The 22,225-nt window shown below is 69.8% G+C and carries 22 protein-coding genes, 1 pseudogene and 1 CRISPR repeat array; of the genes and pseudogenes, 7 read left to right on the top strand and 16 right to left on the bottom strand.

Features of this window, described 5'->3' with window-relative positions:
• Positions 1–11 precede the first annotated feature (11 nt).
• From FHS44_RS38610 to sigJ, 4 genes and pseudogenes are all read left to right on the top strand, one after another.
• Entirely contained in the window at positions 12–3,182 is a 3,171-nt protein-coding gene (locus FHS44_RS38610; RefSeq protein WP_184725275.1) for a S8 family serine peptidase, read from the top strand.
• A gap of 532 nt (positions 3,183–3,714) precedes the next feature.
• Positions 3,715–4,578 (top strand): NAD(P)H-binding protein, encoded by an 864-nt coding sequence (locus tag FHS44_RS38605; protein WP_184725273.1) that lies wholly within the window; start codon positions 3,715–3,717, stop codon positions 4,576–4,578.
• A 6-nt stretch (positions 4,579–4,584) separates the two neighbouring features.
• Complete coding sequence (locus FHS44_RS38600; protein ID WP_184725272.1) at positions 4,585–4,926, top strand: DoxX family protein; 342 nt, start codon at positions 4,585–4,587, stop codon at positions 4,924–4,926.
• 32 nt (positions 4,927–4,958) lie between these two features.
• Positions 4,959–5,801 (top strand): annotated as a pseudogene (gene sigJ / locus FHS44_RS38595) (RNA polymerase sigma factor SigJ); the annotation flags it as partial.
• A gap of 15 nt (positions 5,802–5,816) precedes the next feature.
• Here the strand turns inward: sigJ and FHS44_RS41500 are convergent.
• The 5 genes from FHS44_RS41500 to FHS44_RS38575 form a co-directional block, all read right to left on the bottom strand.
• Complete coding sequence (locus FHS44_RS41500) at positions 5,817–6,044, bottom strand: BldC family transcriptional regulator (RefSeq protein WP_246436703.1); 228 nt, start codon at positions 6,042–6,044, stop codon at positions 5,817–5,819.
• 11 nt (positions 6,045–6,055) lie between these two features.
• Positions 6,056–6,289 (bottom strand): hypothetical protein, encoded by a 234-nt coding sequence (locus FHS44_RS38590; protein ID WP_184725270.1) that lies wholly within the window; start codon positions 6,287–6,289, stop codon positions 6,056–6,058.
• A gap of 275 nt (positions 6,290–6,564) precedes the next feature.
• The gene (locus FHS44_RS38585) at positions 6,565–6,882 is read right to left on the bottom strand and encodes a hypothetical protein (RefSeq protein WP_184725269.1); all 318 of its coding nucleotides are present in this window, start codon (positions 6,880–6,882) and stop codon (positions 6,565–6,567) included.
• Positions 6,879–7,052 (bottom strand): hypothetical protein, encoded by a 174-nt coding sequence (locus FHS44_RS38580; protein ID WP_184725268.1) that lies wholly within the window; start codon positions 7,050–7,052, stop codon positions 6,879–6,881. Before FHS44_RS38580 ends, FHS44_RS38585 begins: the two co-directional genes overlap by 4 nt.
• Positions 7,053–7,180: 128 nt before the next feature.
• Positions 7,181–7,402 (bottom strand): hypothetical protein, encoded by a 222-nt coding sequence (locus FHS44_RS38575; protein ID WP_184725267.1) that lies wholly within the window; start codon positions 7,400–7,402, stop codon positions 7,181–7,183.
• Positions 7,403–7,626: 224 nt separating this feature from the next.
• Between FHS44_RS38575 and FHS44_RS38570 the strand changes: the two genes are divergently transcribed.
• The 3 genes from FHS44_RS38570 to FHS44_RS38560 are packed head-to-tail and all read left to right on the top strand — an operon-like array spanning position 7,627 to position 9,796.
• The gene (locus FHS44_RS38570) at positions 7,627–8,796 is read left to right on the top strand and encodes a helix-turn-helix domain-containing protein (protein WP_184725266.1); all 1,170 of its coding nucleotides are present in this window, start codon (positions 7,627–7,629) and stop codon (positions 8,794–8,796) included.
• 4 nt (positions 8,797–8,800) lie between these two features.
• Positions 8,801–9,274 (top strand): GNAT family N-acetyltransferase, encoded by a 474-nt coding sequence (locus tag FHS44_RS38565; protein WP_221461817.1) that lies wholly within the window; start codon positions 8,801–8,803, stop codon positions 9,272–9,274.
• Between the two features lie 21 nt (positions 9,275–9,295).
• Complete coding sequence (locus FHS44_RS38560; RefSeq protein ID WP_184725265.1) at positions 9,296–9,796, top strand: NUDIX domain-containing protein; 501 nt, start codon at positions 9,296–9,298, stop codon at positions 9,794–9,796.
• Between the two features lie 146 nt (positions 9,797–9,942).
• A CRISPR array of direct repeats spans positions 9,943–10,497; the repeat unit is 29 nt; unit sequence GTCGCTCATCACCCTGGAGGGTTCGCAAC.
• A gap of 109 nt (positions 10,498–10,606) precedes the next feature.
• Here FHS44_RS38560 and FHS44_RS38555 read toward each other — a convergent pair.
• The 11 genes from FHS44_RS38555 to FHS44_RS38505 form a co-directional block, all read right to left on the bottom strand.
• Positions 10,607–11,233 (bottom strand): hypothetical protein, encoded by a 627-nt coding sequence (locus FHS44_RS38555; protein WP_184725264.1) that lies wholly within the window; start codon positions 11,231–11,233, stop codon positions 10,607–10,609.
• Between the two features lie 355 nt (positions 11,234–11,588).
• On the bottom strand, positions 11,589–12,239 hold the full coding sequence (locus FHS44_RS38550) for a response regulator (protein ID WP_184725263.1): 651 nt from the start codon (positions 12,237–12,239) through the stop codon (positions 11,589–11,591).
• Entirely contained in the window at positions 12,236–14,485 is a 2,250-nt protein-coding gene (locus tag FHS44_RS38545; protein WP_184725262.1) for a sensor histidine kinase, read from the bottom strand. Before FHS44_RS38545 ends, FHS44_RS38550 begins: the two co-directional genes overlap by 4 nt.
• A gap of 334 nt (positions 14,486–14,819) precedes the next feature.
• Positions 14,820–16,961, bottom strand: a complete 2,142-nt coding sequence (locus FHS44_RS38540; RefSeq protein ID WP_184725261.1) for a peptidase domain-containing ABC transporter — start codon at positions 16,959–16,961, stop codon at positions 14,820–14,822.
• 672 nt (positions 16,962–17,633) lie between these two features.
• Positions 17,634–18,629 carry a TIGR04500 family putative peptide maturation system protein gene (locus FHS44_RS38535; RefSeq protein WP_184725260.1) on the bottom strand — a complete coding sequence of 332 codons (996 nt, stop codon included), beginning with the start codon at positions 18,627–18,629 and terminating at the stop codon, positions 17,634–17,636.
• On the bottom strand, positions 18,626–19,597 hold the full coding sequence (locus FHS44_RS38530; protein ID WP_184725259.1) for an MvdC/MvdD family ATP grasp protein: 972 nt from the start codon (positions 19,595–19,597) through the stop codon (positions 18,626–18,628). Before FHS44_RS38530 ends, FHS44_RS38535 begins: the two co-directional genes overlap by 4 nt.
• Positions 19,598–19,662: 65 nt before the next feature.
• Complete coding sequence (locus tag FHS44_RS38525) at positions 19,663–19,824, bottom strand: hypothetical protein (RefSeq protein ID WP_184725257.1); 162 nt, start codon at positions 19,822–19,824, stop codon at positions 19,663–19,665.
• A gap of 35 nt (positions 19,825–19,859) precedes the next feature.
• Positions 19,860–20,018 (bottom strand): hypothetical protein, encoded by a 159-nt coding sequence (locus tag FHS44_RS38520; protein WP_184725255.1) that lies wholly within the window; start codon positions 20,016–20,018, stop codon positions 19,860–19,862.
• 918 nt (positions 20,019–20,936) lie between these two features.
• Complete coding sequence (locus FHS44_RS38515; RefSeq protein WP_184725253.1) at positions 20,937–21,164, bottom strand: BldC family transcriptional regulator; 228 nt, start codon at positions 21,162–21,164, stop codon at positions 20,937–20,939.
• 11 nt (positions 21,165–21,175) lie between these two features.
• Entirely contained in the window at positions 21,176–21,415 is a 240-nt protein-coding gene (locus FHS44_RS38510) for a hypothetical protein (RefSeq protein ID WP_184725250.1), read from the bottom strand.
• Positions 21,416–21,758: 343 nt separating this feature from the next.
• Complete coding sequence (locus FHS44_RS38505; RefSeq protein ID WP_184725249.1) at positions 21,759–22,106, bottom strand: hypothetical protein; 348 nt, start codon at positions 22,104–22,106, stop codon at positions 21,759–21,761.
• Positions 22,107–22,225: the final 119 nt, after the last annotated feature.

The raw sequence follows: 22,225 nt of genomic DNA, 5'->3' as shown, positions 1-22,225 counted from the left end.
TGAGGAAAACCATGATCTTCGGCAGACCGCTCCTCGCCGTCGCCCTCGCGGCGACGGCCCTGATCCCCACACCTCCCGCCCCGCCTGACGTTCCCGCCGGGGTGACCCTGATCACCGGTGACCGCGTCGTCGTCACCGGCCACGGGCACCGGATCGTCCCCGGTCCCGGCCGTCAGGAGGTCGTCCTCACAAGCCAGATGCGCGACGGCCACCTCTACGTGATCCCCTCCGACGCCCAGCCCCTGGTCACCGGGGGCGTGCTCGACCGACGCCTGTTCGACGTCACCCAACTGCTCAGATGGCGGTACGGCGACGCCGACCGACGCGACATCCCGCTCATCACCCAGACGAGCACCGGCCCCGCCTCCACGTTCAGGGGCCTCGGCATGACCGCTGTCCGCCTGCCCAAGGACGGCGCGGCCCAGGCGTGGAAGGACCTGGCGGGCAGCCGTACCCTGACGCCGGGCACGACCAGGATCTGGCTCGACGGCCGCCTGTCCTTCAGCCTCGACCGCAGCACCGCGCAGATCGGCGCCCCCGAGGCATGGAAGCAGGGGCTGACCGGGGAGGGCGTCACGGTCGCCGTCCTCGACTCCGGCTACGACCCCGACCACCCGGACCTGAAGGGCGTGGTGACCCAGGAACGCAACTTCAGCGAGGACCCCGACATCCGCGACACCGTCGGCCACGGCACCCATGTCGCCTCAATCGTCGCGGGCAACGGGGAGAAGTACCGGGGGGTGGCCCCGGGCGCGCGGCTGGCCGTCGGGAAGGTCGGCGGCGCGGGCGGCGCCTCGGAGTCCGCCCTCATCGCGGGCATGGAGTGGGCCGCCCGCGAGGTCAAGGCCAAGGTCGTCACCATGAGCCTGGGCGACGCCGACCGGCCCGGGATCGATCCCGTCGAGCAGGCGGTGAACACGCTGTCCGCGGAGACGGGCACGCTGTTCGTCGCCTCAGCGGGCAACGACGGCAGCATGCTGCCGGTGAGCAGCCCCGCCAGCGCCGACTCCGCCCTCGCGGTCGGCGCCGTGGACAGGCGGGACCAGATGGCGGTCTTCTCCAGCACCGGTCCCCGGACCGGCGACCACGCCGTCAAACCGGACCTCACCGCACCGGGAACGGACATCGTCGCGGCGGCGGCCCAGGGCACCGCCGATGGCCCCCACGTCGCCAGGAGCGGCACCTCCATGGCCGCGCCGCACGTGGCCGGGGCCGCAGCCATCCTCGCCCAACGGCATCCCGACTGGACCGGCCAGCGGCTCAAGGCCGCCCTCACCGGCAGCGCCCGCCCCACATCCGGCGCCACGCCGTACCAGCAGGGCACAGGCCGGGTGGACCTGGTCCGTGCCCTGAGACAGCAGGTCACGGCCCAGTCGGAGGGCACCTGGGCCGCCTTCCCCTGGAAGGGGTCCGAGGGCCGCGAGAAGACCGGGACCATCACCTACGCCAACGCGGGCGACACCCCGGTCGGTCTCGACCTGACCGCCGAGGGGGACGTGCTCGAACTCGGCACCCGGCACCTCGACGTGCCCGCGGGAGGACAGGCGTCGGTCACGCTCACCGTCGACGCGACCGGCAAGGCTCCCGGGGAGCACGTCGGGACGGTCACCGCGACCTCCGGTGACACCGTGGTCCGCACCCTGGCCGGGGCGTACGTCGAGCCCGAGTCCTACGACGTCACCGTCAACGCCGTCGGCAGGCAGGGGCAGCCGGTCGATCCCTGGCAGGCCGAGGCCTACGACGCGAGGACCGGCAGAACCATCGGTCTGGCGTTCCAGAACGGCACGGCCACCGTACGGCTCACCAGGGGCGACTGGAACCTCTTCACCGAGACGGCGGAGAGGATCGACGGTAAGGGGACCTACACCATCGCCGTCTCCCCGCTCAGGGTTGACGGCGACGGCCTGCGGCTGACGGTGGACGCGCGCCAGGGCAAGGTCGCCGGGGCCACCCTTGACGACCCGACCGCAGAACGGCAGCGTGGCTTCGAGTTCGAACTGGTCCACGGCGCGTGGAACTCGTGGTTCTCCACAACAGCCGACGTCGGCTCCCAGTACTTCGTCCCGGTTCGCCGCCCCGGCCTGACCTACAGTCTGCGCACCATCTGGCTGAGCAGGGACGTCACCCCAAGTCCCTACGTCTACGACCTGGTGGACCGCCGCACCGGCGGCCTGCCCGACAACCCCATCTACACCGCCAGGAAACGGGACCTGGCCAAGATCACCGCGACCTACCGAGCCTCGGGGACCGCAGCCGTGGGAACGCCGATGGCCGGACTTCCCACCGACGGCTATCCGGGGTCGTCCCTGAGTTGGCTGGTCGGCGACATCCCCCTGCCGGGGACGCTCGTGCACTACCGGACCCCCGGGGTGGTCTACGAGAGCGGCCTGCAGGTTGGTGACTCCGTCGTCTTCGGCGCCCCCGAACCCGCCAGACGCGGACAGACCAGCGAAACCTGGAACACCTCCGTCACCGGCCCGTCGTTCATGGTGCCGAACGGCAGCCGCACCGGCGACGAACTGCTCCTCACCGGGGCGGGGATGTTCGCCGACGGCGGCCGGAACCGAACCGGCTTCGACGGCGCCGCCACCGGCACCGCCACCCTCACCAGGGACGGCAGAACCCTGGCCACGGCCACCCTCACCGACTGCACCGTCTACGAGACCCAGACCTGCGAACTCCGCACCACCGTCCCCTCCGGCCCGGGCACCTACACCCTGACCACGTCGATGCACAGACGGGTGCCGTACTCGACCCTGTCAACCGCCGTCGAGTCGAAGTGGACGTTCCGCTCGACGACCACTTTTGAAGAGGAACCACTGCCCCTACTCGCTGTCCGGTACGGCCCCGCAGCCCTGGACACTTCCAACAGAGCCAAACCAGGCAGCCTGACCCGCCTCCCCCTGCGGCTCGAACACAACCCTTCTTCGGGCCGGACTTCGTTCGGGTCTTCGGGTGGGAATTCGGTTCAGTCCGTGACCCAATCTTCGATCCGGCTGGAGATGTCGGTTGACGACGGCGCACACTGGCGCCAGGTCCCGGTCATCCGCACAGGCCCGGACTGGACCGCCGTGGTGCCGAACCCGCGTACGCCCGGTTTCGTCTCCCTCCGCGCGACGGTGGCCGACCCCTCAGGCACCAACCTGACCCAGACAATCACCCGCGCCTACGCCATCGGCTGACCCACACCCCTACTCCTCAGGCCCGGTCCCTCCTGAACCGGGCCTGAGGCCTTCCTCCTTCGATCTCGTACGGCCCCGCACCTCAATCCACAAGCCGTGGAAACCACCCCAATCCCGCCACCCCACTACCCTGTCTCCCACCACCAGCTTCTCCTCAACAGGCAGCCCGCCCGAAATGTCCAACTCAGCAGAAGTAATAAATTTAAGCCCCCCTCGCCGACAAACCCGCAGGTCGCCGAGGGTGCTCCCCACGCACGCGGGGATGGTCCCGCGGGAGGGGTCATCCCGCGTGATGAAAGTGCATGCTCCCCGCGCATGCGGGGGCGGCTCTAGGGACCTACACCTCTTGAACCAGTAAGCACCGCCCTGCCGTTCAGTAGGCGTTGCGAGCCGTACCCCTGGAAGTGTGCACAAACCGGACAGACGGTAAGTCCGCCAGGTGATGTCACACTTCGCTCCTCGTCGCCCCTCTTAGGAGGCGTGGCCGTTCCCCTCAGGGGACGGCATGACCACGGCGACAAGGAGTACCGGCATGACCGTTCTCATCACCGGAGCCACCGGGGCCGTCGGGCGGCTCGTTGTTCAACGGCTGGTCGCCGAAGGAGCCCGTGTGCGCGCCGTGAGTCGCTCTCCCCATGACGCGGCGCTGCCGTACGGCGTGGAGGTCGTCCAGGGGGACCCGGCCCGGCCTGACACGATGGCCGAGCGCTTCGTCGGGGTCGAGGCGGTGTTTCTGCATTCGCGTACCTTCGGGGACTCCGCCGACCGGCTCCTCTCCCTGGCCGCTGAGCGGGGTGTGAGCAGGGTGGTGGCCCTGTCGGCGATGAACATCGACGATCCGGTCGAGCTGCAGCCGTCCCGGCAGCGAGGAGACCGGAACCGGGAGGCCGAGGAGGCGGCCGTCGCCAGCGGTCTGGCCTGGACCAGCCTGCGTGCCAGCAGTTTCGCCGGTAACACCCTGCAAGCTTGGGGCGGCCAGATCCGCGCGGGAGACGTCGTGCGCTACGTGCACGCGGGCTTCCGGGAATCCCTGCTCGACGAGCGGGACCTGGCCGAGGTCGCGGCCCGCGCGCTGCTCACCGACGAGCTGGTGAACCGCCGGCTGGAGCTCACCGGACCGGAGTCTCTCTCACACGAGGAGATGGTGGCCGTGATCGCCGCAGCCCTCGGCAGGCCCCTGCGCTTCGAGGAGCTCCCAACGTCGGCCGTCGCCGCCCGCCTGGTCGGCACCGGACTGCCCGAACCGTTCGTGCGCGCCCTGATGGCCCGGTACGACCACTATGCCGACCGCGACCAGCATCCCCCGACGGGCGAGGTCGCCAGGGTCCTCGGCCGTCCCGCGCGGACATACGGCGACTGGGTGGCCGACCACCTCGACGCCTTCGGGAACGGATGAACTCCGATGCCGCCCGCCTACGTCGTCACCGCCTTCTCCGGCTTCGCAGCCATGACCCGGTTCGCACCGATCATGCGTACCCTCGGTCCCGCGCTCGCCCGGGCCGGAGTGCCGGAGTCGTGGCTGGTCTGGCCGATCGGCGCGCTCAAGGCCCTGGGCGCGCTGGGCCTCGCGCTCGGACTGCTCGGCATACCTTTTGTCGGTACGGCTGCCGCCTCGGGCCTCATCCTCTACTTCGTCTGCGCCGTTTACACCCATCTGCGCGTCGGCGACTTCTCACCACAGTTCGGCCTGGCGGTGGCCACGCTGGCGCTCGATCCCGCCCTGGTGCTGCGCGCGACCCACTGACCGGGCAACATGTCCGTACCGGCAAGGAGCCCATGATGCACGAAGCCTCCGAGGTGTTCGCCGACCACCGCGAGCTGCTGTTCTCCGTCGTCTACAACATGCTCGGTACGGTCGGCGACACCGAGGACGTGCTCCAGGAGACCTGGCTGGCCTGGGCGGCGCGAGATGCGACCGGCGTCGACAACCCCCGCGCCTACCTGGTGCGCGTCGCGGTCAACCAGGCCCTCGCCCACCAGAACGCGTTGCGCAGGCGCAAGGAGACCTACCTGGGCCCGTGGCTGCCGGAACCGCTGGTCACCACCCCCGACGCCGCCGAGCCCGCTGTACGCGCCGAGTCGGTGTCGATCGCGCTCCTCGTGGTCCTGGAGACGCTCACCCCGCTGGAGCGGGCCGTGTTCGTCCTGCACGAGGTGTTCGCCTACCCGCACACCGAGATCGCCGCCATGCTCGACCGCAGCCCGACCGCAATCCGGCAGCTCGCCCACCGGGCCCGCGAACACGTCCAGGCCCGGCGCCCACGCGTCCGGATCGACCGGCGTACGCACCGGGAGGTGACCGAACGCTTCGTCGAGGCGGCGTTCGGCGGTGACCTGCCCGCGCTGATGGAGATGCTCGCGCCCGACGTCGTCCTGTGGCCCGACGGCGGAGGCAAGTCGACGGCGGGCGGGCCGCGTCCGATCCGTGGCCGCGACAAGGTCGCCCGGGTGGTCGTGGCCAACGCGCGCGGCGGCGCGGACGTCCGGTACCGCCAGACCAACGGCGACCCCTCCGTGGTGATCTTCGCGGAGGACGCCCCCCTCGCGGTGATGGTGCTCGACCTCGACGCGAACGGAGAGCGGGTACGCGACATCTACGTGGTCAGCAACCCCGACAAACTCGGAACCATCAAGTCAGGGGGTCCGGTTGCCGTTGATGAGAATGTCGATGTCGGTCTGGCGGTAACGCCGCTGCCCACTCGGGGTCCTGATCGACGGAATCTTCCCGGTGAGCGACCACCGATTGACGGTCTTGGGATCGACGCCGAAGATGTGCGCCACTTCGCCGGGGGTGAGAAGCCGGTCGGTGGCTTCTCCTGTGGCGAAGGTTCCGTCCGGGGCGACGGCCTTACTCGCGGGCATGGGGGCTCCCTTCAGTAACGCAGTCGATGGAGGATCTCGTCGTGCCGGGCCAGCGCCCTGACCAACCGCTGCAGGCTGGTACGGCCCAGCATGTCCCTGGCCCCGGCTTTGCGCTGGTCGGGCCGCAGCGGGTAGTAGCGGATGGCCCACCACCGGGGTAGGCCGGGCAGGTCACGCTGTTCGTAGCGCCAGCCGGGGTGCGTGCTGATGAGCACGTCGATCACGCGTTGCTCGTACTCGGTCATGGTCGTCCCTGGTGCGGGAGTTTCAGGAATGGAAGGGGCGGGTGCCCGGCCCCGAGCCGGGGAGCACAGGCCGGGCACCCTGGAGGAGGACCGGCCCCGCGACACGGGGCCGGTGCGCCAGACGGCTCCCCCTTCCCCAACACACCGAGTACTTCGACGTGTGTGGGAGCCGCCTTGCGAAGATGTGCGGCCCAGACCCCTCCAGACTGAGCCGCACGTTCATGAGGTACGGCGGGCAGAGGGCGGGATGATTTCCCCTGCCTGCCGTACCGGCTTCAAGAGCGCAGCAACCTGCGCAGACCGGGAGGCCGCTGACCGACCCACCCGGCCCGGACGGTGGCGGCGGCCCGGGCGGCATGAGCGGTCCGGGCCTGAAGCGCGCGAGCAACCGCGACCGCCCGGATGCTCGGCGGCACCGCCGGAGACACCTGCGCGGCCAGCTTCCGGTCCAACTCCTCAACCGACTCAGCCCTGATCAGCAGCACGCTCCTGGGCTCCGGCCTGCTGCGGTAGGCACTCCACAGTCCGGTCACCGAGCTGTGGAAGACCAACCAGCCGGGATGGGCCTGCTGTACGGCCTCACAACTCCTCACGCCGCCCTCCCCAACGACTCGGCGAGCGGCATGCGCAGAATCAGGAGCGTCTCGGCCTCCCGCATCCGCTGCTCCAGACCTTCGGCGGTGTCGTCAATGACGATCACCGGCTGCGGGCTGGGCCAGGCGCACAGGCCGAAGAAGCGACGCTGGCTCAGGCTGTACAACACCGCCCATCCTGGCGAAACGCTCCCCAGCACCTCAGCCTCAGCCCGAGCCGGACCATCCCACACCCGCCGATACACCGGGATGTGAGCCTGCCCGTCACGATGCCGCCCACCAGGCCGAGACCGCCCGATCACGCCGTCACCTCCTTGGCCACCGCGTCACGGGCCTTCTCCTCCTGCTCGGCGACAGCGGCCTGAACCTCCTCGAAGGTGTCGGCATCCACCGCCGGTTCCACCCCGGCCCGCAACGCCACCCGAGGAAAGGCACGGTTACGGATGGCCCAGTACCGTCCGGTGTCACTGACGATCAGCCGCCAGCCCGGGATCGCCGGAGTGGTGGGGGTGTCATGCATGATCCGGACCTCCGTTGTCCGATCAGGAACTCTTTCGGGTGAAGCGATCACCGGACGGGTCACCGCTTTGGCGACTTCTGTCGTGCCTGCCAGAAGTCGCCAAAGCCTCCACGCCGGGGATATCTGCGGGTAGCGTCTCTGACACGTGTGGTGAATTTCTAGGTGAAACCCGTCCGCCGGTGTCCGCGGCCCGTGCGGACATCCTTGGTTCCAAGGGGTTCGGAATGTCGGAGACATTTGGCCAAGCGCTGAGAAGGCTGCGCGGCGAGCTCTCATTGCGCGAGCTTGCGCGGCGCGCGTCTTGCGCAAAGAGCTATATCGGCGACCTAGAAAGCGGTCGCCGTCGGCCCAGCCTTTCTGTGGCGACAGCGCTCGATTCCGCGCTGCGGGCGGACGGAGAGCTGGTCGCCTTGGCTAAGGTGCTGGCCCCGGCGTCGCCGAACCGGGTGGAGGCACTACGCCTTGGCCTTATCGACGCGGTAGCTTCGGGACCCATGAGTGACGCGAGCCTGGACGACTGGGATCACGTCGTCAATCAGCACGGTCGAGCCACGCGCTACCGTCCGGAAAACGAACTCCTCGAAGAACTGACCGGTGACTTCGCCGACCTCAGTCGCTTTCTCAGCAAAAATCACTCACCTGCCACCAGAAAGAGAATGCTGCGTACAGCGGCATGGATGGCGGGTCTTATCAGCCTGACCATTCTCAGGATGGGCGATCACCGCGCCGCTCGACGCTGGTTTCGCACTTCCTGCAGTGCCGCGACCCAGGTAGATGACTCATCCATCTTGTCATGGGTTTACGCCCAGGAAGCGTATGCATTGTATTACGGAGGCGATATCGCCGGGGCAATCAACACAGCTCGGGCTGCTCAGGAAATTGCCTGCGGAACTAAATGTGTGGGAGTTGCCCTGTCCGCTCCGCTTGAGGCTCGCGCGCATGCCCGCCTTGGCCATGCTCAGGACGCGGAGGCCGCGATTGAGCGAGCAGAAGTGGCGCTACGCAATCTGGACAGTGAATCGACGGGTGAGTCGGCGTTCGCCTACAACGAGGCACAGCTTAGATTTCACCAGGGTAATGCCCTAACCCATCTGGGCCAGACTGGGCGCGCCTGGGAGATCCAAGAACGGGCGTTGGAGCTCTATCCGACCAACGACCTCACTGATAGAACGCTGGTCCGACTCGACCAGGCGATCTGCTTGGCCCGCGAGGACGTGGCTGCCGGTTCAGCTCTCGCCACCGAGGCCATCACTGCTCTGCCGCCAGCCCACAGAAGCCCCCTGATCATGTCTCGGGCGCGAGATGTAGTCGCCAGCGTCACCACGGGACCGCATGTGCCCATTGAGGTTAATCTTCTTCACGAACTCGTGTTAGCTGCCGAGAAAAAGGGTTGATAAAGTGATTAGCGTAGAGCGGGCCGTACGTGCTGATGTGCCGATCCTTGCTGAGCTGATCGGTGAAATCGAGGCGTATTACGGCGGTGTCCCTTCGGATGACGAATACACCGGCCAGATCACCGCACTGCTCTTCGGGGCGCATCCGGTCGCCCATGTTCTGCTGGCACGGGCGGAGGATCGCCAGGTGCTCGGAATGGCCTCCTACTCGTTTCTGTGGCCAGCGGCCGGAGCCGAGGCATCGCTGTATCTGAAAGAACTGTTCGTCCGGCCCGATGCCCGTAAACGGGGCGTGGGACGTGCACTGATGGACGCGCTCGGGCAGGCCGCCGCAGAGACGGGGTGTTCGCGGGTGGAGTGGACCGCTGACCACGACAACCCTGCCGCCCTGGCGTTCTACGCGGCGCTGGGTGCCCAACCACACAACGGAAAGATCTTCTACCGCGTACAACAGCCAGGAGGAGCGGCTTCCCTCTGACACCTTGACGAAGGGATCGGCATGACCGAAGCACGTACCGACGTCCCGTCCCGGCCGCTGGAGCCCGCGACGGAGGCTATGACGCTGCTGGTCGCGGCGGTGATCGTGCACGACCGCGAAACCGACCGGGTCGTGCTGCTCCAGCGTGGTCCCCGCGCCAAGTTCGCCCAGGGCATGTGGGACCTGCCCGTCGGCAAAAGCGAGCCGGGAGAGCCCATCACCCACACCGCCATCCGGGAACTCAAGGAAGAGACCGGCCTGAGCGTCCAGCCCGAATCACTGCGCCTGGCCCACATCATCCACGGCGCACGGGGCGTCGAAGCGCCCAACGGGTTCCTGACGGTCGTCTTCGCCGTACACGAATGGTCGGGCACCCTGACCAACGGCGAGCCGGACAAACACGCCCAGGTGCGCTGGACCCCCACCACAGAACTACCGCGCGACTTCGTCTCCACCACGGCCAGCGCCCTGCACCGCTACCTGGCAGGCGGCCCGGACATCTCCCTGGACTCCTGGAACTGACCAGGAGAAGGAGAGCGTTATAGGATCCGGTCAGACTTAAAGATGATCAACGCTCTGACCTGCACCTCCGCACTACCGCCGGACCGCTGCAAAAACAGCGCGTACCGCCTTCACGGCACCGGCTCCGACCTGGGCCTTTACCCTCGGTCGCTCATCACCCTGGAGGGTTCGCAACAGCAGTTCGAGGACGGTCTCTCGGTGCCAGGTGCTTCCGGTCGCTCATCACCCTGGAGGGTTCGCAACGGGGTGGCGAGGGTGAGGATTTCGGGGGTTCCCTCGGTCGCTCATCACCCTGGAGGGTTCGCAACTGGCGGGCCAGGTGATCGAGGGCGGCTTCACGTTCGGGTCGCTCATCACCCTGGAGGGTTCGCAACTCGGTGGATCCGAGCCATACCCGGTCGTAGGCGGAGTCGCTCATCACCCTGGAGGGTTCGCAACCTCCACTCCCGCTTTTCGGTCATGATGGACCTACCTGTCGCTCATCACCCTGGAGGGTTCGCAACGGGGCCTCACCACCGATGTCCATGATGGCGAGATCCGGTCGCTCATCACCCTGGAGGGTTCGCAACACCACGTACTCAGGGTCAGGCGGACGCCGACGGACTGTCGTCGCTCATCACCCTGGAGGGTTCGCAACGCGCACCGGGTGAATGCGGTCAGGTGCCGATCCTGGTCACTCATCACCCTGAAGGGCTCGCAATGCGAGATTGAGCGCTGTCATCAGTGGCGTCGTGTTTGCCCTGGTCCTGTGGGGAGGGGGCCACGGACCAGGGCTTTCGCTGGGTGGTTGTGGAGGGAAGCGTCCCAGGGTCAGCGGGTTGAGGGGGTGGGGTGGAGGGCGAGGCGGAGGCCTAGGTGGGCGTGGGTGGCGAGTAGCCAGGCCGCGCTGACGTACACCGAGGCCGTGGAGCCGCCGAAGATCTGGGCCACCATGGTCACCGGGAACCACACTCCGGCGAGGAGGGGCAGCCAGCGGTTCGCGCCCTGGCTCCGGCCTCGGACCGCGATGGCGATGCCCAGGACCAGCATGCCGAGCTGACCGAGCGGCCAGCAGGCGTCGAGGATCATCAGCGGCAGCGGGAAGTCGTCGTGCCTGGCGTAGCCGAAGGACAGCGCGTTGAGCAGGAAGGCTCCCGACAGCAGCACCAGCAGACCGGCCGGGATGATTCGGGTCCAGCCGTCACCGGCGCCGCGCGTGGCCATGACCGTCCAGACGAACGCGAACAGACCTACGACGAACAGCATGCCGGTGATGGTGTCGAGGGTCTGGATGCCCTCCTGGATCTTGTCCCCGACGACGACGGTGCCGATCGCCCAGGCGGTGGCCCCGATGGCCAGAAGGATTCCGGCGATCCTGGTCCGTGCCGGGTTCGCGGGTGGAGGGGTCGCGACGGGGTCGGCGGGGTTGACATTGCTGGGCACAATGCGACTGGACATGGCGCTTCCTTGCCTTGGTGCGGATCGGTGGGAGCACGATCCCGCCGATGTGTCCCGGGCGCCCAGGGAGGAGGATCACGCGCACGGTCCCGATTCGGCCCGGCCTTCCGGGGACTGCCGTCCGGCCCGGCCCGGGACACCGGAGCCGTGGCCCGCCCAAGGGCACCAGAAAACAGGCAAACCCGGAGGCCAGGCAGCAGGATGACAGACAAAACCGGCAGCCAGGGCAGATGGGCTTGGTGCTGGAAGCCAGATGAGCCCGGCTGCCAGAAGAAAGACGGGCCTGGATACCAGAAAACAGGCGGATCCGGCTGCGGGAAAGCGGGCGGATCAGGGGGCCAGGGGTCGAGCGTGGTTACCGGCCGAGGCCGGCTTCGCGGGCCTGGATGATGGCCTGGGCGCGGTCGGCGACCTGGAGTTTGGCGAAGACGTTGGAGACGTTGTTGCGTACGGTCTTCGGCGACAGTGACAGGCGTTCGGCGATCTGCCGGTTCGACAGGCCCGCCGCGATGAGGTCGAGGGTCTCCCGTTCGCGGGCGGTGAGCTGCTGGAAGGGCTCCTCGCGGGGCGGCCGGACCGCGGCGAGTCTGGCGAAGTAGCGCGTCACGCGTTCCGCGAGCGCGGGTCCGAAGATCACCTCACCGCTGGCGACCGCGGTGATGGCACGCAGGATCTCGGTCTGGTCGGCCCCCTTGAGCAGGTAACCGCGGGCACCGGCGAGCATGGCGGCGAAGACGCTCTCGTCGTCCTCGTGCATCGTGAGCACCAGGACGTGGGTGTCGGGACAGGCCGCGACGATCCGTTCGGTGGCCTCCACCCCGTCCAGGCGGGGCATCCGCAGGTCCATCACCACGACCTGGGGCCGCAGCCGTACGGCCTCGGCGACGGCTTCCTCACCGTCGGCGGCGGTGCCCACCACCTCGGCCTCACCGGTGGAGTGCAACATCATCCGCAGCCCGTCCCGGTAGATCGGGTGATCGTCGGCGAGCAGTACGCGGGGCGTCATGGAACAGCCACCTCCGTGGCGGGCAGTACGGCGTGGACCCGGGTGCCGCCGTTGTCAGCGGTCGCGACGGCGCACCGGCCGCCCAGTTCCTCCGCGCGCTCCCGCATGCCGAGCAGGCCGACGCCCACCACGGCGCCGGGGCGCAGGCCGCGCCCGTCGTCGGTCACCTCGACCTCCAGTTCGCCTCCCACCACCGCGACGCGCACGTGGCAGCTTGCCGCGTCCGCGTGCCGGGCGACGTTGGTCAGAGCCTCGCAGACGATCCGGTACGCCGCCACCTCGGTCGCGGCCGGGAGCGCCCTCAGGTCCCCTTCTGTGTCCACCTGGACGGCCAGGCTGCCGTCGCGGAACCGGGACGCCTCGTGCCGGAGCGCACCGGCCAGGCCGAACTGGTCCAGGGCCGGTGGCCGAAGATCGTGCACCAGCCTCCGCACGTCGCCGAGCATGCCGCCGAGGTCGGAGCGGACCTGGTCCAGCGCCGCGCGGGCGGAGTCGGCGTCGCGGACCATCAGGTTGTGCGCCGCCTGCACCTTCAGCGCGGCGGCGGCCAGGGTGGGGCCAAGCCCGTCGTGCAGGTCGCGTCGGAGTCTGCGGCGTTCCTCGGCCACGCCGGTGACCAGGCGTTCACGGCTGTGCTGGAGTTCCTCGGTCAGCGCGGTGGCTCGTACGGCGGCGGCGGCCTGCCGTACCACATCGGCGAGGAGCCGTTGGGCGGCCTCGGCGGGCCACGCGCCGGGGCGCGGGACCAGGGCGAGCCGTCCGATCGGCACCTCCCGGTAGGCGAACGGCAGCACGACGACGTCCGGGCGGGGCGTGCCGTACTCCACCACGACGGTCCTGCCGTCTGCGCGGTCCAGCTCGACCCGCACGTACGGTGACCGGTACGTCGCCGCCACCGCCCTGGCGACCTCCAGCAGCAGGTCCTCAGGGCGCGTTGACTCCTCAAGGCGGCGGGCGAGGGCGGAGACCACCTCGTACGGCTCGGCCCGCCCGGCCAGCACCCGGTTCACCCAGCGCCGCACCCGTTCGCGGAGCGGCGCGTAGATCACGCCCACCGCGACGGCCGCGAGCACGGCCGCGACGGGTTCCCCGATGACCGCGCCGAGACCGGCGAAGAGCGGGACGTCGATCGCGATGACGGCGAGCGCGAGCCCGCCGTACAGCAGAGTCCAGCCGAGCACGGGGTCGATGTCGTAGAGGCGGTAGCGGCTCACCGCGATCAGGACCGCGGCGGCGATCGCCACGATGGACAGCACGAACCCGAGATCTCGCGGCATCCCGTCCAGTACGGCGGAGGCCAGCATCAAGGTCGCGTTCAGCAGGGCGGCCAGCAGCATCCAGCGCAGTTGCGCCCGCCGTTCGCCCGACGATCCCCGGAACCGCCAGGCGAAGGACGCCACCGGCACGGGAAGGCTGGCCACCAGCAGGATTGGCGCCACCGCGTACGCCGCGTGCCAGAAGGCGTCGGGGATCATCGGGATCGGCACGTCCAGCCCGGGCAGGTAGTCCTGCGGCGACACGATGCGCCAGGGCACGAACAGGAAGATCAACACCGTCAGGCCCGTGGCGACGAGCGAGGCCACGGCCGCCCACCGCCAGCGGGGCGAGACCAGGCGGCCGTCCGGGAAGAACAGCAGCACGAGCAGCGGCACCAGGTTCAGGAAGGGACCCAGCCGCGCCCCGGCGTAGACGGCGGCCATGGTCAGCGGGAGCGTGCCGTCGTGGTGGGCCGTCGACAGCGCCGCGTACGCCCCGGCCAGTCCGTTCACGCAGGTCACGAGCCCGCCGATGATCAGGAGCCAGGTCATCAGGTGACGCGGCAGCCGTACGGCCAGCACTCCTCCGGCAATCGCCAGGGCGGCGCCGGGGACCGTGGAGGCCCACACCTCCCAGTCGATCGGCTCGGGGCGTGTCACCCTCCCGGTCGCCACGTCGATCCAGGTGGCGGTCACGGCGGCGGAGAGGGACAGGGCGGCCAGCGCCACGGCACCCCCCGCGAGCCACCGGTCACCGACCGAAGCGGCCGGACCGGCCTGTTCGGCCTGTTTGGCCGGACCGTCGGAACCTGATCTGGCGACGCCGTCAGCACGGGCGGTCTCAGCCGTATCCGTGACGGATCGCCCGGCGGGATCGCCGATCGTGGAAGGGCCTGCCTGTGCCCCATCGGAGCCGAACCCGACGACGCCGTCAGCACGGGCGGCCTCGACCGTATCCGTGACGGGTCGCCCGGCGGGATCACCGATCATGGAAGGGCCTGCGTGATCGCGTTCGTGCTGGTCACGGCCGGTGGCGGGTAGGTCGGACACACCGCCCAGAGTGCCACATACCACGTCCCGTAGGCACGGGAGCGGAGTCCCGCCACTGTCCCGTCCCGGCCGGGACAGCGGTCCCGGGAGCAAGAGCCATGCCAGACACCTGGAAAGTCGGATGGCGGGATCCCCCGCTTCAGACCGGTGTGACCTGGGAGGCGACTCAGGCCGGAGTCACCTGGATAGCGACTCAAGCCGGGGTCACCTGGTCAGCGACTCAGACCGGGACGATCTGGCAGGCGACTCAAGCCGGGGTCACCTGGGCAGTGGCTCAGGCCGGGGTGACCTGGGCGGCGATGAGTTCGGCGTATCTGCCTCCGCGTGCCATGAGTTCCTCGTGCGTACCCCTCTCCAGAACGCGTCCGGCGTCGAGGACCACGATCAGGTCGGCGTCCTTGACCGTGCTGAGCCGGTGGGCGATGACGATGCGGGTCTGCGGGAGCCACGACAGGTTGGACTCGATGGCCGCCTCGGTGGCGCTGTCCAGGTTGCTGGTTGCCTCGTCGAGCAGCAGCACCTTGGGCCCCGGCAGCAGGGCGCGGGCCAGGGCCAGGCGCTGGCGCTGGCCGCCCGACAGGCCCCCGTCGCCGGTCAGCATCGTGTCGTAGCCCATCGGCATGGCCGCGATCTCGTCGTGCAACCTGGCGAGCTGCGCCGCGGCGACGACGCGCTCCAGGGAGGCTCCGGGGTCGTTGAGGGCGATGTTGTCCCTGATGGAGCCGCCGAACAGGGAGGGGTCCTGGGTGACCACGCCGAACTGGCGGCGCAGGCTGCGCAGGTTGAGCTCGGCGGCGGGGACGCCGTCGTACCGGATCTCGCCCTGGACCGGGGTGTGCAGCGCGAGCAGCAGCCGGGCGAGGGTGCTCTTGCCCGAGCCGGAGGCCCCCACCAGGGCGACCTTCTGCCCCGGCCTGATGGTGAGCGAGACGTCGCGAACCTGCCAGGGACCGCGCGGGTCGTGACGGAAGCTCACGTCGCGCAGTTCGATCGCGCCGCGCAACCGGAGCACCTCGATGCCCTCGCTGGGCTCGGGCGCGGAAGCCAGGATGTCCGAAAGGCGGTCGAAGTGGGCACTCATCTGCTGGAGGTTCTGCACGCCCGCCATCAGCGCGCCCATCGGGGCCAGCGCCGCCAGCGCGATGGCGTTGAGCGCGATCAGCGCGCCCACGCTGAGCTGGCCGTCCATGACCCGCCAGGCGCCAAGCCACAGCAGCCCGAGCGGGGCCAGCACCCGTAGCGCCGACAGCGCGGCCTCCAGAGCCCCGTGTGTGAGCCCGCTGCGCACGTCGGCGTCGAGCTGCTCGGCGAAGTGGGCCGACCATTGCTCGGTCATGCGCTGCTCCGCGCCGGACGCCTTCAGCGTCTCGATGCCGCTGATCGTCTGGATGAGACTGGTGTGCGCGGCGGCGGAGGCCGTCAGCTCACGCTGCGCCAGGAGGCGGACCCGACCCGCCGTGGCCAGCAGCAGGATCGACTGCAGCACCACCACGCCGGTCAGCGCGAGCCCGAACACGGGGTCTCTGAGATAGACCAGGACGAGATATCCGACGGCGAGCGGGCCGTCCAGCAGCGCGGTGACGATCTGCCCGGTCAGGATCTCGCGCAGGGTGGACACGCCGGTGGCCCTGGCCAGCAGGTCGCCGGTGCCTCGCTGGGCGAAGTAGCGGTACGGCAGGGCCACCAGGTGGGCGACCACACTCTCGGTGAGCTCCCGGTCGGCCCGCGCGCGGACAGCCACCAGGAGCGCCGCCCGCAGGTAACCGATCACGAACTGGGCCACGCTGGACAGCAGTACGGCCACGCCCAGCAACGGCAGCAGGTCCAGGGCCCGTGCCGGGATCACCGTGTCGACCAGGAACTCGGACACCAGCGGCAGGACCAGGCCGAGCAGTTGCAGCAGCAGGGAGGCCGCGACGACCTGCGCCAGCAGGCCGCGACGGCGCCGCAGGAGGGTGCGGACGAACTCGCGCCGCCACGCCCCCGCCATCGAGGACGAGCCGCGGACGAAACCGTCGTCGGGTTGGAGCACCAGGATCACGCCGGTGAACCCGGCGCCGAACTCCTCCGCGGTGAGCCTGCGCCGTCCCTGCCCCGGATCGACGACGTCCACCCGTTCCGGCGTCCAGCGTTCGACCACGAGGAAGTGGTTGAACTCCCAGTGGACGATCGCCGGCAGGGGCGCGCCCGCGAGATCCTCGGGATCGACGGAGAACGCCTGCGCCCGCAGGCCGTACCCGCGTGCGCCCTCCATGAGGGCTCGTGCGCTCAGGCCGTCCCTGCCCACGCCGAGCTGTTGCGCCAGCTCGTGCGCGGTGACGCGCCGACCGTGGTGGCACAGCACCATGGCCAGGCACGCCGCGCCGCATTCGGTGATCGTGTTCTGCAGCAGGACCGGGACTCGTCGCCTCCTCATGGCGTGGCCCGCGCCAGCAACGTCAGCAGCACGCCACCGGCCACGGCCAGCACGGCCACCGCGAACCACAGCAGCAGGAACGACGGGGTCCGGATCGTCAGGGGCATCGGAACCCGTCGAGCCCCGGCCAGATGGCTCAACGCCTCCTCCCGGAAAACACCCGCGGCGCCCGACCCAGGAGCCGGTGAGGCGGCTGGTAGAGAGGTCGGAGCGACCGGTGAGGCGCCCGGCACAGAGACCGAAGCGGCGCCTGGTAAGACGACCGGCATGGGAGCCGGTGAGGCGACCGGCACAGGGGCAGACGAGGCGACCGGCGCAGCGACCGAGGCTGCGGCCGGTGAGACGCCCAACCCAGGGGCAGACGAGACGACCGGCACCGAGACCGAGGCTGCGCCCGATGAGGCGACCGACCCAGGGGCAGGTGAGACGACCGGCACCGAGACCGAGGCTGCGCCTGGTGAGACGACCAGCATAGGAGCCGGTGAGACACCCGACCCAGAGGCAGGCGAAGCGACCGGCGCAGCGACCGAGGCTGCGGCCGGTGAGACGACTGGTAAAGAGGTCGGCGGCTCCGGAGCCCGGGAGCCCTCGCCGTGCCCCCCGCCTCCAGGCCGACGCATGGGGCGGGTGGGGTCGTGATCGCGCATGGACGGTGCCTTCGCTGGACAGGGGCTAGACCCAGTGCCATTCGATCTTGGCCTTGGTTCTCCGGTCGGCCAGGTAGTCGGCGAAGGCGGCCCGGCCCGCGGCGGCGAGGGTGGCCTCGTCCCGCCGTGCGGGGTGCCGGTGCCGTACCGTCCCGAACAGGAACGCCGCGCCGTACGGCACGGGCCCCACCGCCACGCCCTCGGCGGCGTCCCGCAGTGGCTCGGGCAGCTCGGCCGCCGCCCGCTCGGCCACGTGGATCGACAGCTCGCCGACGGGCCCGGCCACCGCTCCCGCGAGCGCCGCGACGGGGTCGCCCTGACCGGCCAGTACGGCGAGAGCCTCCTCGGCGCCGACCGCCCACACGGCCGAGACCCGGTCGAAGTCCGCGGCGTGCTCGGCGAAGTGCTCCGCCGCCAGCTCGGCCGCCTTCCTGCCACGGAAGCGGTTGGCCCGGACCAGGGCGAACAGATGGTTCTGGTACGCCTGCGGGGTCAGGCCCACCTGCTCCAGCCAGCGCAGCATGGCCTCCCTCGTGCGCAGTCCGCGCCGCAGCCGGAACTCGTCGGAGGCCCGCTGCATCTCCTCCTCCGTAGGCTCGGGGTCGTCCCAGGTCTCCAGGCCGAGAAGGCAGAAGTCGATCAGGTCGTCCTGGAGGGTACGGTCGCGCTCGCCGTACGCCCGAAGCGACAGCAGGGCCGTCTGCACCGAAACGCCCTCGCCGTCCACCGTCAGCACCCTGCTCGCGGCCCAGTGCGTGGAATGGTCGACCACCCACGGCACGCCGTCCCCGACCGAGGCGGTGATCGCGACGGTGCCGCCGTCCGGGTGGTCGAGAAGAAGGTCGTAGTCAACGAGGAGGCTGCCCGGCCGTTCGTCCACCACGAGCTGAGCGCGGCAGGCGGGGTTGGCCGCGCGCCAGGCGGCCACGCTCTCACGCGCCGCGGGCACGCCCTCACGGCGCCGGGGCAGCCCGCGCAGCAGGTCAACCGCCTCCGCGAGCATGTGCGGGTAGTCGCTCACGCCGACACCTCCCCCACGAGCCAGTCGGCGACCGCCTCGGAGATGCGCAGGTCGGTGAACTCCTCCAGCCATCCCCACTGGCCGTTGGGATTCAGCTCCAGATACACGTACTCACCTTCCGGAGTGAGGATCACGTCGATGCAGCCGAAGGCCAGGCCCAGCGACCTGACCAGTTCGACACAGCGCCGCGCCACGTCCTCGGGGAGGTCGTGGACGGCGTAGGAGATGAAGTTGCCTTCGTAGTGGCGGAAGTCGTCGCGGGTCATCCGCGACCCCTGGGAGTGCATCTCGGCGGTGAACACCTGGTCGCCGACCACGGTGATGCGCAGCTCCACGGCCTTGTCGATCCTGGACTGGAGGATCACGGGCGCGTACGCCAGGCGGTGCCTGGTGGTGAGATGACGGCGGGTCAGGGTGGTTGTGTAGAAGCCGTGCTCCTGCCCGTCCAGCTCGTACGGCACAAGCTGGATCTCCTTGGCGATGCACCGGCCACCGGTCTCCGCCCACACGTCGACCAGCCGCTCGTCGTCGTTGGTGACGGTCGTCTGCGGCACCAGGAAGCCGTGCCGGGCTCCGGCCGCGAGGTTGACCAGCTTGTTCTCGGCGTGCAGAACCGTGTTCAGGCGAGCCGGGAACCAGCGGGCGTCGAGAGTCTCCATCCAGCCGTCCCGCAGGATCCGCCCGAGCTGGGCCACGAACTCGCCGTATCCGGCGTCCTCGACGACCTTCGCGGCCTTCGGCCGCTGCGGGCGGCGCAGCCAGACGGCGCTGATGGACGAGCAGTCGATCTCGGCGTCGTCGGTGACGAGCGTGTGCCGCCAGTCGGCGCCCACGAGGCGGGAGGTGATGCGGGTGGAGGCGGGGTAGTCACCGGGATCCCACCAGTACACGTCGAGGCCGCGTTCGACGAGCTTGGGCAGGACCAGGTTCACGCCCTTGTCGGTCTTGCTGCTGAGTATCAGGATCACCGGATTCTCCAGGAGAGGGGCGGCGCCTCCCCGAGGCGCCGCCTTGGTCGATCAGGGGAGAACCGTCAGCCCTGGGGATCCCAGCACGTGTCCGGCTGGCCGTTGTTGATCGACGTGCAGACCCTCGGGCTGGGCGGGGTCATCGGCGGGCGGCCACCGACGACGTCGTCGAGGGCGTCGTCGGACAGCGCCGCGGCGCTGTTCAGGTCGTCGAAGCGGATGGTCATGATGTGCTTCCTTTCGTGGGTTTCGTGGAGCTGGATCAGTACGGGTAGTCCGAACACGTGTCGGGCTCGCCGTTGACCGACGTGCAGACCTTGGGACTCGGTGGGGCCGACGTCGGACGACCGCCGACGACACTGTCCAGGGCGTCGTCGGGGAGCGCGGCGTGGCCGTACAGGTCGTCGAAGCGGATGGCCATGAGTGATTTCCTCCTTTCGGGATTTCGCGGCACCCACGACGTCCAGGGACGATTCGTAGGTATGGCGATCGAGATCCTTCACCGCCCCCGTCCCGGGCGCCCAGAGCGAAAAGTCCCCTCCCTGCCCGCCATCAGCGCGGCTCGTGTCCCTGTCCCAACAGGGACACGAGCCGCGTTCACGAACCGGCGCCCACGCTCCCGCCCGCCCGCGCGGACCAACACGCCCCCCTTCCGGTACGGCCCGGCGACCCGGCCGCTTCCACCCGCTGGGGCCGACGCGAGGTCACCCAACCCCGCCTGTGGACGTGCTCGCGCTTCCCCTCTCCTTTGGAGAACCTGACAGGAAAGCGTGCGTCCACGGAAGGATCGGTGGACCCGACCGAACCCCTAAGATGATCGACGCTCTGACCCGCACTTCCGCGCCCTCGCCGGACCGCTGCAAAACCAGCTCGTCCCGTTCCCATGGCACCCGGCCTGACCTGGGGATTTACCCTCGGGCCACTCGTCACCCCGAAGGGTTCGCAACGCCCGGGCTTGGCCGCCATGGGGTCGTCTTCCGACAGGTCTCATCACTCATCACCCTGAAGAGATGGCCCCAGCCCCGGCCCCCGAGGTCCTGTCCGTGCTCCCCGAGTGCGCGGGAAACCACTCCTGGAAGGACATGAGGACGATTCCTGATGTAGAACCATCCCCGCCTGCGCGGGGAGCACTGGACGCACACGGTTGACAGGCCGTCGCGCGCGGGACCATCCCCGCGTGCGCGGGGAGCACACGAGCCCCGGAGAGAGCACGCCCGCGCTGACGGGACCATCCCCGCTTGCGCGGGGAGCACGATCCGCACTTCCTCGTTGGCGTTGCCCTGGCGGGACCATCCCCGCGCACGCGGGGATGATCTTCCCCCGAGACCGGAACACGTGGTCAAGAAGTCGAAGGGTTGAGGAGGGTGTTGATGTCGCTTTGGCGGTAGCGGCGGTGGCCGCTGGGGGTCTTCAGCGAGGGGATCTTCCCGGTGAGGGACCACCGGTTCACGGTCTTGGGATCGACGCCGAAGATGTGCGCGACCTCGCCGGGGGTGAGGAGCCGGTCGGTGGTTTCGGGTCCGGTGGTGAAGGTGCCGTCCGGGGTGACGGCCTTGCTCGCGGGCATGGGGGGCTCCTTCAGTAGCGGAGGTCGTGGAGGATCTTGTCGTGGCGGGCCAGGGCCCTGACCAATCCGTGCAGGGTGGTACGGCCCAGCACGTCCCTGGCTCCGGCCTTTCGCTGGTCGGGGCGGAGCGGGTAGTAGCGGGTGGCCCACCAGCGGGGCAGGCCGGGCAGGTCGCGTTGTTCGTAGTACCAGCCGGGGTGGGTGCTGGTGAGCACGTCGATCACGCGTCGCTCGTACTCGTCATCGGTCATGGTCGTCTCGCTTCGGAGGACGGACAGGAAACCCGCCTCACGCGGGGAGGTCTCGCCGGTTCAGGCGGGGAGGCCGTGCTGGTTCGGGTGAGGGTGGGGGGTGCCCGGCCCCGAGCCGGGGAGCAGGGGCCAGGCACCCGGTAGGAGGACCGGCCCCGCGTGTGGGGACACGGGACCGGTGCGCGAGGCGGCTCCCCCTTCCCCAACACGCCCTGCCATGTCCCGGCGCGCGTGGGAGCCACCTTGCGAAGGAGTGCGGCTCAAGCCCTCCAACCCGAGCCGCACGTTCATGAGGTACGGCGGGCAGAGGGCGGGATGAGGTCCCACCGCCCGCCGTACCGGCTCAGGAGCGCAGAAGCCTGCGCAGAGCGGGAGGCCGGTAACCGATCCGGCCAGCCCGAAAGGCGTGGGCCTGCAGAGCACGGGCTGCGGCGACGGCCCGGATGCTCGGCGGCACCACCGGGGATGCCTGCGGGGCCAGCTTGCGGTCCAATTCCTCCGCCGACTCCGCGCGCACCAGCAGCACGGCGCCGGGGGTCGGCCTGCCGGACAAGGCACAGCGGTAGGCACTCCACAGGCCGGACTGCGCGTTGTGGAAGACCAGCCAACCGGGATGGGCCTGTTGCACGGTGTTGCAGGTTCGATCTGAAAGCCCGGCCTCTGGACGGGCCGCGTTGAGGAGTGGCATCATGCCGTCCTCCCGCCCGGCGAACGCCGCCTCCTGGCCGGGCCCCGGTCACTCAGCCCAGTGGGCGGACGCTCCCTGTTGTCGCGCGGGGCCAGCGAGGGCGGCGCGACCTGGACCAGCCG

It is taken from the genome of Streptosporangium saharense, from assembly GCF_014203715.1.
GTDB lineage: Bacteria > Actinomycetota > Actinomycetes > Streptosporangiales > Streptosporangiaceae > Streptosporangium > Streptosporangium saharense.
The sequence above is the reverse complement of the archived record's forward strand: the minus strand, read 5'-3'. Positions and strand labels throughout refer to the sequence as shown.